This window comes from bacterium, from assembly GCA_021108215.1.
GTDB lineage: Bacteria > Oederibacteriota > JAAXVQ01 > JAAXVQ01 > JAUVAV01 > JAIORK01.
Genome location: JAIORK010000004.1, coordinates 33137 through 49512, shown reverse-complemented (window position 1 = coordinate 49512; position 16376 = coordinate 33137). Strand labels below are relative to the sequence as shown.

Annotated in this window: 2 protein-coding genes (1 of these 2 cut by a window edge); both read left to right on the top strand. The window is 51.0% G+C overall.

What is annotated here, in order from left to right:
* Positions 1-16114, top strand: the 3' portion of a protein-coding gene (locus K8S19_00895) for a GNAT family N-acetyltransferase (GenBank protein ID MCD4812242.1). Its footprint begins 12287 nt before the window's first position; only the last 16114 of its 28401 coding nucleotides appear in the window; its start codon lies beyond the left edge, outside the window; its stop codon occupies positions 16112-16114.
* The gene (locus K8S19_00890; protein MCD4812241.1) at positions 16053-16376 is read left to right on the top strand and encodes a hypothetical protein; all 324 of its coding nucleotides are present in this window, start codon (positions 16053-16055) and stop codon (positions 16374-16376) included. The genes K8S19_00895 and K8S19_00890 overlap by 62 nt, the downstream gene beginning before the upstream one ends.

Here is a 16376-nt window from a genome sequence, read left to right as displayed (position 1 = left end):
CATCAGCAATGAAGTAGCCTGGCAGCCCGGATCAACCGAATACAGCCCCAATGTCAGCCCGGCCGGCGCGCAGGACATGCCCTGGCACGGTTTATACGGTTCCTTGCTGAATACCACACCCAATCTTTATCCGGATGTGGGCGGCGAGCCGGTGGCCATGCTGCCCGGGTATTACTATTATTATTTTGATCTCGGCATGGGCTATGCGCCGGATATTAATTTCGGATACACCACGCTTACACCCAACCGTGAGCCGCGTTTTCACGGTGCCAAACGGATTTCTTCCATGAATGATTTTTTCCAGGTTTCCGATCCGGAACTGGTGGGGGATGCCATCGGCAAGCGGCACAATCTGGTCTATTTACTGCGCCGCATTCTGGCGGAACCGGAGCGCTACCAGGTGGGAATCGTCATGACACATCCCAATGAAACCCGGTATGACATGCTCTTGACCATGGCCGGGTGGCAGCGGGTTGGCAGGATGCAAAACGGCGCTGTGTTATGGTCGCCCAACCGTGAAATTGCGCCGCTGAATAAAAATCAGTTCAATCCTTCTGTGGCGGAAAAACTGGGTTTTGCTGAGGACTATGATACGCCGAAATACGAGACCCGGCTGCCGGCCATTTTTTTGGCAACAGAAGTTGCCATTGGAACCGTGTTGGTGGTGGGGATGGTCTTTTTTCTGCGCAGTCTGGAATCCTTGCTTGCGGTTGGGCAATGGTTGCTGAAGCGTCTGAAGCGCATGCTTGGAATCTCGGATGAGCGTGAGGGGTTTTTCAAAAAAGTCCTGCGTAAATACCGTTTCTGGAAAACCGAGGGGAACTTTCTGCAAAAAACAGGCATCCGCATCTTCCAGGTGGCGACTTTCCCCTTCTGGTTTCCGGTCCGGTTTATGCGGTTTATGTTCGGTGTGCGGGTCATGACCATGGGTGCATTTTGGCTGCTGGCAGTCGGCATCAATATGGCGCACCGTTCGGTCAACCTGATTTATGACAAACCAGCTTATAATCGTTTTCAATACAATGCCATGCTCTATGCTCCGGGTGAAAATTATGATTATCGCTGGGACATGCGGCAGGTTTATTACCAGCAGCTTTGGTATACAGCCGAAGCATTTGTCAACCGTTTGCTGGGCATCAATCCGCCGGAGATTAGGGAGTTGGCGGATGACGGTGATTTCAACTTCCATACTCTGGAACGACTCAATGAAACGCTGAATCGCGACCTGCGCCTGTATCTGGGTGATGAGTTTCAGGACCTAAGCATGGCGGAGATGGCGGTCATCACCCGCAACATGGGCCATGACAACATGACCGGGTTTTTCCGGGGTTGGCATTATGCCACCTTGCTGGAATTTTTAGCTGCCAACGTAGAAACATTGCGTCGTCCTGATGCCAGTCCTTCCCTAAACTATAATCCGCAGGCAGCCTTGCAAAATCTTGATCCAACACAAGCGCCGTTGGCTGATCTGGCAGCCGCGCTTTCGCAGGACCTCACAATGCGTAACAGCCGTGGGTTTGTGGCCTATGAAGTGACAGAATCGGACCTTCGGCATATTCTCAATAAAGCCGGGCATCAGGATGCATCCGCCATACCCACTTATCAGGATTTGTACAACCTGGTTTTGCAGATGGGCGGGAGTTATTTATATCGAAATGCACAAAGTTCGGTTTATGGTGAAGATCGCAGTTTTACGCTGATCCCGTACATCAATGAAAATAATTATATGAAACTCCTTTCCGACCTGGATATTGAGGTGCTGCGGTATGTTGTTCAGGTGAAATTCGGCTATCCGTCCGTGGAAGTTTACTTGCACGATGTGGCCCCGGATGAGAACATCCAGCAGACCATTACCGGCTGGAAACAAATGTTTGCTCAGGAACTGGAGGCCGCCGGTGTAAGCACCCTGCAACCTACGGGAGTGTTTGTTCAAAACGCGCAGCCAGTGACACCCGGTGATCGCGGTCAAGGCGATACTCAGCAGCATCCTTTCCGGGCGGTTTCCGGGTATTTATATGCCGGTATTTCCGCGCTGGCCGCGTTGGTGCTGGTTAGTGCAGGTGTTTTGCTGGGTATCAATGTGACTGAGCCTTCCCTGGCATTGGCAGTCAGCGCGATATCCGCCGTGGTCTCGGGCGGCTATCTTGCCGTGGCTGCCACCCGGTATTTTACGATCAGCCGCGCTGTTCGGCTGGCCATGCGGGATTATTATGCCGGACAGGAATATGAATCGCGCGCAGGACCTGATGCGCTGCCTTTTGAAAATTTTCGGCTGAAAAAAAATCTTTATCAACAGTGGTATCAGTCACTTCCCGGCTACGTCCGTAAATCCATCCAAGAGCGTTCCCGTCAGGAAGCGATTGCCTGGTCCGACGGCAGGGTGCAGGCCGAAGCCATGACGTATTTGCAGGAAGATCGCCCCTGGGTGGCTGATCAAATTCATTATCATGAATCATTTAAAAAAGATTTCACCGGCATGTTGGCGCTGCTTCCCGGCATGCGTCCCATTGTTCAATTGATCGCAAAACGCCTGCACCGCTCGCTGCGCCAACCACAGGTGGCCAATCAGAGCCGCTCGCCTTATTATCGTAATGGGCGGCGGATGCTTGCATGGGAACAGATAAAGCGGCTTCCGCTGGCGAAAAAAGTCAATTTAAACTTGATGATTCCCGGGACACTGATTCACTTTGCGGTTCCGGAGACCAGAAAAATGTATACCATCCGTATTGAGGATGATGCCCAGCTCAGCATCTGGGAGGGCGCAGCACGGGGCCGTTTGCTGGCGCCGATCGCGATGATCGGAAGCCTGATACTCGCCGGACAATCTGTTGAGTTTGTTGCCGGTGTTTTAGAGGCGGAATCCATGGCAAGCTGGCTGCAACTGATCCAGACCCGGCAGCATCAGGGTGAATGTCGGCTTTTGGGCTGGAAACGTGATCATATGGTCGAGCCCGGTATTTTTCGGGTGCAGTTGCCTGAAGGGGAGCGGGTTTTTGTCAAAGGCGCTGTGGAATTGTTCATGCCGGGTGAATACCCGTCCGACAACCGCATTCCCATGCCGGTCTCGGATGTTAAAATGCCGCAGATTACCCATTTGGCCTCGGAGACCGAATTCACGGATGAAGATGTGCGCATGTTTAAAAAGCTTTATTCCCAAGGATCCATCTCCACCACGATTTTATATCCCGTCAGCCGGATGCCCAAGTTTGTCCGTGCAGCGGTTGCGGCGGTAATACGTCCTTTTTTCCGGACTTATATGTATTTTGCCCGCGTCTTGTTCGGCATTGTGCGGGTTGAAGTTTACGGGGATACGCTTCAGATTGATAAGGCGCTGGATGAATTTGCCCGCGGCCGTTTGCCCATGCGCTCCATTCATACCCAGATGCACCCCTTTGACATGAAGAAAGTCTATCAATTGGTCCGGCGTCCCTGGAGTGATGCCCATCCCGGCCGTTTGGTTTTACATTCTTCGGATTTGGATTTGTTCTTTGATCATGTCAGGCAAATGGAAAATTTTGACACCATGCATGATGCAGTGATGCATACATTGCGTTTGGCGGAAAAAAATAATGTACAGCTGATGATTGAACCGCACAACTGGTTCAATTTTACGCGTGAAATGCCATACAACATTGCAGCCCAGATGGATTTTATTAAGACCTGGCGTGAAATTTATTTACGCGATACCGGTCGTGCACCGCCCATATTTATTTTGTTTGATCCCTGGCACTGGATTCACGAGGAACGGCATGACCTTTACACCCGGTTTACTGATGCTAAAACGCCGGAAGAAATTAAAACGATCCGGGGCTTGGTTTTGGAAGAAGTCCTGAAATTTTTCGAAGAAAACAATCATATGATTAATTGGCTGCATCTCTCTAATACGGCCAATCAACGCGGAGTGACCGGCACATTCAGACACGGTAACGCCATGTTTGGGGACGATACGCTGTTGCCGCTCATGGATTTTGTGCGTTATGTTCAGGCCCGGCGCCCGGATCTGATGGATAAAGCCACCCTGGAATTCAATCCGATTTACTGGCTGCGCAGCATGTTCGGGTTTGAGAAAAAAGTAAGACGCCTGGCCAAGACCGGGATGGATGAGCCGCCGGCACCCGGTTCGCCAACCGATCAGGGTGAAAAAACCCAGTCTGTGAAAAAAGGCGAACGTGACGGCTCGCGTCGTTTCCGCATGCAGCGCATACTGCCGCAATGGCCGCGGTTGTTTAAAAACTTTTTGTCCGGGCCAACGACGACGGTTGCTGAAGAAACCGAGGTTATCAAAACAGAAATTCACAGTTTCACGGCACGCAAGGGATATGTTGCAGCCGGGGTGGCCGGTCTGGTGAGTGTTGGATTACTCGGTTTTTCCTTTATGCTGGGAGGGTTGTTTGGTGATCCGTCGCTTTCCATGATTGTGTTTATTGTTTCTGAATTATCCGGTGTGTATCTGGCAGTGGGCGCGATGCGCTATTGGATGCTGGCCCGTGTAACCCGTAAGGTGATGCTGGAAAGCGCATTGGTTTCTTATTGGGGACAAAGCGCTAAAACCGATCACACGACTTTTTCTGATTTGAAAAAAGATCGCCGTCGTTATCGTGAGTGGTTGGATGCCATTCCATCTTTGACCATGCGCCGGATGCGGACGGAAGCGCGGTCTGCTGCGATTGCCTGGTCTGATGGCCGGATTAATGAACAGGCCATGAAGATTATGGAGCGTGATTATTATCACTACGCGCTGCTGGTTCGTTTGCATGAAGAATTTAAAAACGATGTGAGCGGCATGCTGGCGCTGTTGCCAATTGCGCGAAGTTTTTTGTCCGGTTACTATCTGCAAGGAAGCCGTCGCTCGGTGCGCAGTAAAATTGCCTGGTTTCCGGAACGGAAATCTAGCGCCCGCCGCTCCACGATTGTCTGGTTTGTTATGGGGACCGTGATGGTTGCGGGGATGGGGCTGTGGAGCTATTTTAAGATAATGAATGCCTTGATTTCTTTGAAAGAAAGCACACCGGAGCTCAAAGGGTGGGTTTTACCGGAATCGGTTGATGTGGAACGCATCCGGCGTTTAATTGCACAAGGTGATTTTACTTTGGGAGACGTTTTGAACGGAACCCGGATAACGCAGGAATTGTCGCTTTTCGGCGCTTATAAATCCCAGGGCGCAAGCCTGCGTATGCGGGGGAATAATTTTATCATCCGGGCGGACGACAATATTGCCGGTTCAATTATGCTCAATGGCAATCATAGTATTAATGTGGATTTTGATAACCAGGAAGTGATGATTGAGATAGATGTTAAAGCGGTTTCCCGGCAATGGCAATTTATCATACACAACGAATTTCTGCCGGGCGGCAGCGTGACTGTGCTGCCGTCAACCAATCAGGTAGGTAAGATTATCCTTCGGCTAAATGATTTGGGATTAATTGGAAGGCAGAGTCTCCGCTTGGAATGCGGCGTTTTAAATGGCACCTCAATGGGAGCGGAAACGGACGTTATGGCTGAGTTTGGTATGCAGGCAAGTCGTATCCGGGTGGTTGAGAAATCCCAGGCCGGTGAGACGCAGGTTACTTCATCTGCAAAAAAATTGACCCGTCATCCTTTTCGGGCCAGCACAGGTCTGGGAGCCAGTCTGCTTTCTATGGGGTTGAGTATTGCGGCATTGGGGTTGGGATATTCCTGGGGGAATGGTTTGGCGGAACCCACGCTGGCAACCCTGGTGACGCTGGGAACCGGTTTTATCACCTCGGCATATTTTACCTGGGGTGCCATACGGTATTATCGCGTGGCAACTGCTGTAGAAAATGCAATGCGTAAAAATCTTTTCGGCAAACTATACACGGCGACAGCCAAAGAAGGTGCTTTGCCATTTGATGAATTTATCAAATCACCCCGCCGGTACAACCGGTGGTGGAAAACGCAGTCTGAGGAAATCAAGCAGCCGGTTCTAGAGCAGGCCCGTCGTTCAGCCATTGCCTGGTCTGACGGCATGATCCAGGATACCGCCATGCGTTATTTGGAAAAAGACGCACCTGCTGCCGCCGCGCTGATCCGTTATCACGAAACATTTTCCAATGATTTTTATGGTGTGCTGGGGTTATTGCCTTTTGTGCCGACACTTAGCGGCAGGATGAAAACAGTGCGCCAATCAATGCCGGCACGGCCGGGGCGGACACGGCGTTTGCTGACGGGAGTCTCTTTGGTGGTTGCAGTTGCAGGGGTTGTGGGTTTTTTCACGTATCAAAAAATAAATACCTGGATTCGCGAGAGTAGATCACCTGAGACGGACATCAGTCAACCGGCGGCTTTGGACATTCCGGCGAGTTATTCCCAGCGATTACAGCGCGGCGAAAAAATTGATCCTGCGGTGATCAAGCGGGAGATGCCGCTGTTGAGTGTGTACTATCCGGTGGGTGCGTCGATGCGCATGCGCGGATCAGCTTTTACCATTTATCCTAATTATAGTTATGAAGCAACCTATGGCTCCGTGATATTTTTTAACAATGAACCGATTACCATTGATTTTGATCAACAAGATGTCCTGGTGCAACTCGATGTGGTGGCCGCGAGTCATGAATGGTTTTTTATTGTCTATAACGAAGATTTTCCGGATGGCTATATCAAACTCCAGCCGGATACCAAATATCAGGGAAAACTGGTTTTCCGGCTGAGTGATCTCGGCATAACCGGTTCAAGACAGTTACGGTTTGAGGCAGGCATCAGTTCTTATCCCAAACGGATTACCGATCAGGAGACTTTTGTTAATTTTGATGCGCGCAATACCCGTCTGTTGGTGGTGGATAAGGAAGAAGTGGAGGAGCAACAGGTTGCGCAGGTTTATCCGGCACCGCATGCCTCGCTCACAGTTGCCGGAATTCAGTCGGTGGAAGAAGCCCTGGCGATTAAGTCCCGGGCCGGTTATTTTGCCCGCCAAGCGGGACCCAAAATTATTCCGCATGCTGTCTGGTGGTATTCAAACGAAGCGGATTATAAAAGCACAGCCGAATTAGATGAATGGGGATGGTTTGCTTTTGACCATCAGGCCAATATCGATCCGAAGGATATTGCCTCGGTGCATCATCCCCTGATCGGGAATTTCAGTTCTTCAGATCCGGAGTACATCCGCTGGCTGATTCAGGTATCCAAAGCAATGGGGATCAATGGATTCAGTATTGATTATTATGCTGGAAAAAGACCTTATGAAAAGCATCTTCCGCAGTTGTTCCAATTGGCTGAAGAGGCAGGTGATTTTTCTCTGGCATTGATGTATGAAACCCGTTTGGCCAAAGATGCGCAGGGCAACCCGGATACAAAAATTTTCAAATCTCAGTTGAAGTATATTTTGGAGAATTACGCCATGAGTCCGGCGTATCAGCGCGTAAATAAAATTCCAGTGATTTATTTGTTCGGGATGATGTCCACCGGGTTCTATCCCTGGGATTATGAACAGGTTATTGCGGAACTGGAAGCGGAAGGGTATGTTTTTCTCCTGATCGGTGATACCACCGTGCATCCCGGATATTATAAAATAGCGAGCGGTCTGCATGAATGGATCAATATGGGGACATTTTTGCGCAGCCCGAAAAGCGCACTGTGGCAGCTCCAGCCGGATAAGTGGGAAGAGACAGCGCGCTCCTGGTTCTATAAGGTCCGGAAAAAAACAGAGCATTTAATCGGGGTGGCTTCGATTTACAGCGAATTTGATGACGCCGAACTGGGCGGGGGCGATTGGGGCCGCGGTGTGACGCGCAAGTTGAAAACATGGGGCGGGAGCCGGACCAAGCCGGGTGCCATTTTGTCCAAGACAATTGATTATGCCGTCCAGCGGCAGGGTGATTTGGAATGGGCCAAGCTCATGACCTGGGATGATTGGAATGAAGGTACGGAGATGGAGCCGTCTTTGGAAAAAGGGTTCTCCAGTTTTTTTGGGATCATGGAACTGGCCGCCCGTTTTTCCGGTGTGCGTGCTGATCCGGCAAAGGTTATTGATCAGACAGAGCAGTATATCCGTGCCAAAAATAACGGTGCGGTTCCGGCTGAGGCGGCGGCAGTACTGGCCGAGGCACGGGCATATTTGCCGACGCTGCGTACTAAAATTAATCAAGGTATTCAAGAGTATACTGAAAAACAAAAAACTTTGGGTGAACAAACCGTTCAACCGGATACGACAAAGAAGCGGCATCCTTTCCGGGCGCGTACCGGTTATGTTTCTTCCGTTGTGTCCGGTGTGGCAAGTGTTGTGTTGATCGGGTTGGGCGCCTGGCTTGGTTTGGGGAGTGTGGAACCGGGTATTGGATTGATCGTGGCATCTTTCACGGCAGTGTTGTCTTCTGCTTATCTTGCCTGGGGCGCGGTACGCTATTTTCAAATTGGGCGGGCTGTGGAGCAGGCTGTGCTGGAGAGTCTGTTACGCCATCATTACGAATCGCGCGCCGGTCCTGATGACCGTACATTTAAAGACCTGCGCCGGGATGCGGACGCCTATGCTGCCTGGCGCAATACCTTGTCGTCTGAAAGTGTAAATTCCCTGAAAAAACAAGCCCGCCGCGAAGCCATTGCCTGGTCGGACGGCAGGATGAATGAAGCTGCCATGGCTGTTTTACGGCAGCGAAATCCGGAACAAGCCCAACAAGTTAAATGGCATGAAATGTTTAGGACTGAATTTTTGGGTCTTTTGGCACTGCTCCCGGGGATTGAAAAACTGGGACGTATCCTGGCAACCGGGCTTTTAAGCGGGCATCGGGTGAGATTGCCGCGCGCGTTGGGTCCGTTGGCCCTGGTGTTCCCGGTTGCGACTGTTTTGATTATTGCCGGTTGTGAGCCGATTTTTACTGAGGTTGAAATGACGGTCTATACGTTCAGGAGTGACCGTTTCAGAGTGAATCATCAAGATAACGGCATCATTGCAATCAGTCTGATTGATGACCAGGGCAAGAGTCATTACTTTGAAGCCATGCCGAATGATGAAGACCAGGTATTGTATCACAAGGGCAATATCACTCTTACGGTATTGTCTTCCGGTGCGGTTTTTTTGGAAGAACCTTATGCGGATCAATCCGGACAAGTGGTGGGAATGCGTTCCTATACGGTATGGGATGCACCGCAGATTGCGGAACACATTCATGTGGGCGGCAATAATCATTACATCGTTAATTTTATGACACCGGGAATCAGCGACGTGAATTATTCCGGAGCCCTGTTGGAACAAGACGGGGCTTGGATTCTGGAATACTTTGATCCTGTCACCGGAGAAGCGTTGCGCCATCCCACGAGTGGTGATGCTTGGCGTATACCGGTACAGGCTGTTTGGCGTGCTGATACGGGCATGACCCTGACCTTTCAAAATGAAAAAGAAAATAACACGCCGGTCTCCATTGAGTTTGCCCCGTTCTATGCAGCGATTCACAGCAGTTTGTTTAATATCGGCCGGTTGCGCGTGTATCAGACCGAATCCGGTGAGTATGTGGTGGATTATTTTGATCAAGCCGGCAGCCGTATTTTTCATGACACCATGGCCCCTTCCGGTCAGGAACAAGTGGTATTCACCGGCAGTGATGCCACCATCATATTAACTGCCGCAGGCGCCATACAAGTTACCGAAGCATATACCAGCGCCCAAGGTCAGTCAGGCTTGCATAGCTATGTAGTGGATTTTAGTCGTGTGGTGGCGGAACATATTCACGTGCAAGGGAACAATTATTATATCGCACATTTTGTGGAACAAAACACCGGGCAAGTTGTCTATGCTGCCACGTTGCTGAAAGTGGACGGGCAATGGGTTATGGAATTTATTGATCCGGTAACCGGTATAGCCTTGTTGGATCCGAATACCGGAGGCGTCTGGCGCGTATCTGCACAAGTCGTGCAGCACGAAGATACGAGCTTGAGTGCCACGTTTGAGGATGCCCGCGGCGATGGCAGTAGTGTCACGGTGAATTTCCCGGTTGCTTATGAGGGGATTCAAAGTAATTTGTTCAATATTGGCCGGTTGCGCGTTTTCCGCTCGGAGACAGGCCAGTTTGTAATTGATTATTACGATGATGCCGGCACCCGCCTTTACCACGGGGAAGTCACGCCCGGGAATTCGGATCAGGTACTTTTCAACCAGTCGGGTGTGCTCATTATTTTGCGCGCCAATGGCGAGTTGTGGGTGAAAGAACCGTATCAAACCGATGCAGGTGCGCAGGGTGATCATACGTATATTATTGATGTTTCCAATGTCGTCAAAGAGCATGTGCGGGTGGAAGGCCGGAATTTTTATCTTGTTCATTTTGTTGATGCTGCCAATGGCGGCGTGGCCTATGCCGCTGCCTTGCAAAAACAGGCCGGCGATTGGGTAATGGAATATTTTGACCCTCAAACCGGTACGCCGGCGGAATCCACACCGGCCCAGGTGGTGTTCCAGGCGAATTCCAGTTTGCAGGCGACGTTTCAGAATACCCGGGGAGATAATGAAATTGTCACCGCAGCCTACCCGGTGAAATATGCCAATGTACAGGCCACATTGCTGGATTTAGGGCGTTTGGCGGTTTATAAACATACCAGTGGTGATTTTATTATTGATTATTTTGACGACCAAGGCATCAATCAATATCATGGCGTGGTCAGCGGCACGAACCAGGTGTTGTTTGAACAAAACGGAGTAAAAATTGAACTGACGGACGAGGGGCTTCTGCGCATGACGGAAGTTTATACAGATCAAACCGGGGCGGTGGGCAGTCATTCTTTTACCTTATACGAAGGGGGCCGCACTGCGGAGCATATACAAGTAGAAGGCCGCAATTATTATTTGATGCATTTTTCAGATCTGACGTCAGGCAGTATTACGCATGCCGCGCGCTTGAATCTGGAGACCGAAGAAATGGAGTTTTATAATCTCGCGACCGGTGTTGTCTATCAGACGGTGCCGGCCACGTTGGTGTGGCAAGCGGATACCCGTCTGCAAGTAAGTTTTCTTGATGTGCCGGGAAGCGGTTTGGTGGTGAGCGCGGCCTATCCGGTAAAATATCCTGATGTGCAGGCAACCCTGTTTGATATCGGCCTGCTGAAGGTTTACTGGCAGGGCGGCAACCAGTATATCATCGACTATTATCATACCAACGGCACCCGGTTCTATCATGGCGAAGTATCCGGTGTGGATCAATTGCTGTATAACTTCGCCGATACGATGATTGGGATTACAGCTTCCGGGGATGTCTATTTGCGGGAAAATCAAGGCGGTCCGTATCACGTCTTTACCGTCAGCGAGGACGGTATTGTTGTTGATCAGACGTATACGGATAAAACGTATTATACCATTCGCTTTATTGACGCCTTGAATGGCAGCATCATGTTCAGTGCAGAATTATACAATGATGATGGATGGAAGGCACGGTTGTATGATGAAAACGGGGATGTCGGCACAGTACCTGTGACCAGAACACAGGATGGTGCCGGGAACACGACGTATGTTTTTGATTATACTGTCGGGACCCACAGCGGCCAGGTTAGCATGATCACGGATACCGGCAATACGCGGGTGATTGACACCCAGCATACCCATCCCTTCCGCGCGATTGGTGCCAGGACAGCTTCCTTTTTCGCGGGTCTGGCCGGTCTGGGATTGCTGGCCCTGAGTGTTGCCGCGGCGGGTCTGGCGCCGGGGGGGCTATGGGGAATTATGCTGCCCCTGATGTCCTTGTTTGGCGGCGCTTATCTGACCGTGGGCGCGGTGCATTACTATCGTCTGGCCCGGTCTGCCCGGCAGGCCATGGCCGAAGCTTTGTGGGAGCATTTTTATACCTCGCAGGCCAAGGCGGGGGACCGCCCCTTTTCGGCATTGCGACAGGATGCTGAGGCATACGCAGCCTGGCAAGAGGGCCAAAATATGTCTGTCCGTTACACTATAAACATGCAGGCCTGGAACCGGGCTCTGGCTTGGTCGGACGGCCGGGTCAATGAAGCGGCCATGAATATTCTGACGCAAGCTGATCCGCAGGCTGCTGCACAAATCCGTTTTCATGAAACCTTTCGAACCCACTTTGTGGGTATGCTGGCCTTGTTGCCGGGTGTGAAAAGACTGTGGGAATCCCGCTGGGCAACACAAATCCGTAATCGGTTAAGTGCGAAACGCGCCCAAGATGAGGAAAACATATCCAGTATTTCCGAAAGAAAAATGATCACGCTTGATTCAGGGGAGACCCTGGAAATCGTTCGGGCGGACAGTGATTTCATGTGGCTCTACATTGACGAAATAACTGAATTGCTGCGTAGCACCGGTGTGGTTGGACGGCGTGAATCCCTTTTGGTGGGAGAGGGAGGTATTTTTGGAAGGTCTCAGTTGGCCAAGTTTGAGCACAGCCGTGCAATTCTTGATGCCCAGGGCCGGCCGATAGCCATCCTGATGGCATTTGAGCAGTCCGGCAAGCAAGATTCTGAGACCGGCCAAGACAGCCTGTACGTGAGTACCCTGGCTGTGGCGACCGAATACCAAAAACAAAAACTGGGTAGTGCACTGATGTCTGAAGTGATTTCTGAATTTCGCTCACGCGGGTATTTACGTCTGCCCCAGGGCCCCCGGCGTATAACGCTGGAAACCCCTGAAGCGGAAGATTTTTACACTAAGCTGGGTTTTGTCGTGGTGGCGGAAAAATCGTATAGAGCAAAAACAGTGAAGGTTTTACAACTGAATTTGGAACAAACGGAAAAAGAGGCTTATCCTTTTATTTTGGAAAGAAAGCTTCTATTTGGACCCAAAGCAGGTTCGGATTGGGCTGATACCATGGTGCTTAATCCGGCAATTATTCAGGACCCGAAGACCGGCAGGATTCACATGCTTTTCCGGGCCACCGGACCCTATGCCCAAAAGCGGATTCTTGGCAAGCCGTTACCGTATCCCATATTCCTGGGCTATGCATTTAGTGATGATCAGGGGAAAACCTGGCAGGCTGATTTTTCAAAACCCGCGCTGGAACCTGCGCTTCAGTACGAGGCGGGTCGGATTTATACAGAAAATCATCTGGGTGAAAATGTAGTTGATTATGCCAATGGCGGGATTGAAGATCCGCGCTTTTTTCAAATAGAGGGTGAAACCTATATGGTAGTTGCCACACGTATGTTCCCGCCGGGAGCTTATTGGGAAAAAGACGATCCGCTGCAGGCGGCCCCGGATTGGGTCCGGACAGGTGAAAATTCGTTTGGCCGGGCTGCTGCGGAAAATGTAACCAGCAATGTTTTGTATAAAGTGAATTTGGATGCATTGACGCAGGGTGATTATGCCAAAGCATTCCAATACATGACCCATCTCACAGATCCTGAATTGGGTGAGAACCGCGATGTGATGCTGTTCCCGGAAAAAATGCAAGTAAATGGGGAAGCGATGTTTGTGAGTCTTCACCGTCCTCAGGATGCGGCCGCCTATCCGGATACAGCGGGTGCGATTAAACCGTCTATTTTTATGCGGGCTGCCGGAAAAGTAACGGACCTGTGGAAGAGTAACCAGCAGCGTATCCTGGCATCACCCTTGTTCGATTGGGAAGGTGACCGCATTGGCGCAAGTGCGCCGCCCATCCGTATCTCGCCGACCGAGTGGCTTTTGAATTATCATGGTAAAAAAGATGATCAAACCGGCTACACCCAGTCGTTTATGATTTTAGAGGAGCAGGCGGATGGATTCCCAATTGTGAAGCATCGTTGCTCGGACCGGTTGATTACCGCCCGGGCAGACTGGGAGCAACCGGGACGGTTTCAAGCGCCGGTGATTTTTGTCACCGGTATGATCCGGCAAGGAAATGAATTGTTGTTAAGTTATGGTGCTGCCGATGAAAAAGTCGGTGTCATGCGGCTGGACTATCAGGGTTTATTAACCCATGTACGCCGGTATGATGACCAGGGGAATCGGCTTGAACCAGGCGCACCCGCAGCAGAGGCTGCGGCCAAGATAACCGGCGGCCGGACAGCTGAGAGTGAAATCCGGAAGCATATGCAGCATCTGAAAAATATATTGCCCGAACCTTTGAACCAACCCTTGCGGGGGATCCGCAGTCTGCCAAGACGTATCATGCAGTATGGTATCCGCAGTTTGCTGTTTGTCAATGATCCCGGTACCAGTGGGAATCTGAATGCGCGTGCACCGCTGCGGGCTTTGTCCGGGATTGTTTTGGCCGGGTTTGTAATTGTCCAAACAGTGGTGGGCGTTTTTGCCGGTATGCGCGGTGCTGAGCCGGTTGTGATTGATCAAGCTGACCCGCGCATTAATGCAATTAAGCGGAGCTTGGTGATTCCCGATGCCGTCATGGCGAAGCAACACAATATTAAACAAATTCACTTGCAGGCGCTTTCGCAAAAAGGCGGGTTCTTCAAACGCTTCTTAAGCAACAGTCTGTTGGGAAGTTATTCAGAGGAAGGGACTGCGGCGGAGCATGGTCAATGGGCTACGATTTTCGTTCCCGACCAGTTGCTGCGCACGATGTCGCAGGTCATACCGGTTGATGATGGGACCTTGCGCACCGCAATGGCACGGCTTCGTTATCGTGCCCAGGTGTTTCTTTTTGGTGCCATTGTGGGTTATCAATCAGAAAAATATTATGCCCGGAGTCGTTGGGATGGGCTGGCACAGGATTTGGGTGTTGAAAGTGCGTTGGAAGATCTGACAGAAGAAACAGAAACCAACCGGGTGACGAGCCTGCGCGGACAAGAGACTGCTGCGCAATGGTATCAACGTGCGCGTGAAAATATCGGTGTGACCACAGCGGAAGTGGCCAAGCTTGTCGGGCGCTATTTGGCAGAGGCGGAAATTTTGTTGGGCAAAGATACCAGTATGGATTCTGTCCAAAAAGTACTCGAGCAAGAGCTGGCGCGCGGTGCGGCGCCGACCTTGGCAACGATGGTACGGGTGGTCTCGCAGATGAAGGGCATTCCGGAAGGCAGCCGTGCCGCCATCTTGAGTCAATTGGTCCAAGAAAGTCAAAATCTGGATGCGGCGGTACAGAGATTGAATACCAACGGTGTCGCGGATAACTTTATTGGTGCGCCAATGGTTATGGAAGAGAATGCCGCGCAACGTGGTATTGAGAGCGCAGCCAGGGTAGAAGGCCGGCGGGTACATCTCATGTCGATGCCGAAAACCGATGCTTCACAATTGGTTGCAGTACGTCTCGCCTTGAGCCGGCTGCGCGGGCAGCCCGGTGTTGCCGGTTTGGTTGCGCGTCTCAGTATGGTTGAGAAGGCATTGACCGCAGTGTCTGATGTTGAAGCTGGAAAAACCGGTATGCTGGATGAAACCACGGGTGTGCAATTAAATGCTGAATTGGAGCGTCAGGCCCTAAGGTCGCAAGCAAGCCTGCTGGCTCTGGGTGAGGACCTGGATATTCAAGTGCATGGGATGGTCAGCGGTGAAGTGGATACTGTAGAGATCATGGGTATTCCCATGGCTGACCCGCGGGTTTTTGAGATTTCAGCTCCGGTGGGCGAAAATGTGGTGGCGCGCAAATTGATGTCCGCACAATTGCCCCGGCAGATACGGGCAAATTCGTATGACGGCGAAGTGGAACAGGTGATGCCGGCTCCCGTACGACGGGATATTGTCATGATGGGACTTATACGGCTTATTCCTTCGCGTCGTGTTCATACCATGGCGATGCGCAGTGATCCTATGGGTTATTTAAAACATGTTGTCACGCAAGCCGGACCGGCTGATTCGCGTTTAGGACAATTGCTGCGGGAGGTGAACAGCCCGGTGGTGCAGGCCTACTTGCGCTATACCCTTGACCCGACCAGCCGTCGTTTGGAGCGTAATTTTATTAAAACCATGTTGCGTGTTATGAAGGCCGAAGCGGCATTGGATATCACGCAGACACAACCGGCAGGGTTTGAGCGTACCCTGGTTGTCTTTAGCGGAATGGCCCGGAAAATGCGCGCGCTTTCGCGCGGGGTGGCACTGGGTGTTTGGGCACAGCCGGTAGACAGGTCGCTCGCGGGTGTTGCGATCATGGTACCGGGCGTGTTGCTCCAGATTGGCGGCAAGGGTGCTTTTGGGGCTTACTATGATATATTAAATCAGTTGCCGGTTCAAATTGATGAAAATATACTGGAACAACGTCGGCGCAAACTATTCCGCAGCACTTCAGTGGCTGCGTAAAGTCAATCGCCGCGCCACAGGTTTAACCTTATATACGAAAGACAGACGTGATGCCGATTTGATTCATCCGCGCGATTCAATAGATAAACCGGCCACTTTTTGGCAAGCAACACATGCAATCGTTATGTTTGCTTGTCGCTTGCGGATGAATCAAATCGGCATCACGACGTCTGTCTTTTCGGCATTTGACAGTGGTGCTTTTCTAGTTGAAAAATCAATAATCTGTGAGATGATACCTTTCCCGGTTAAATTTGCCATTTAA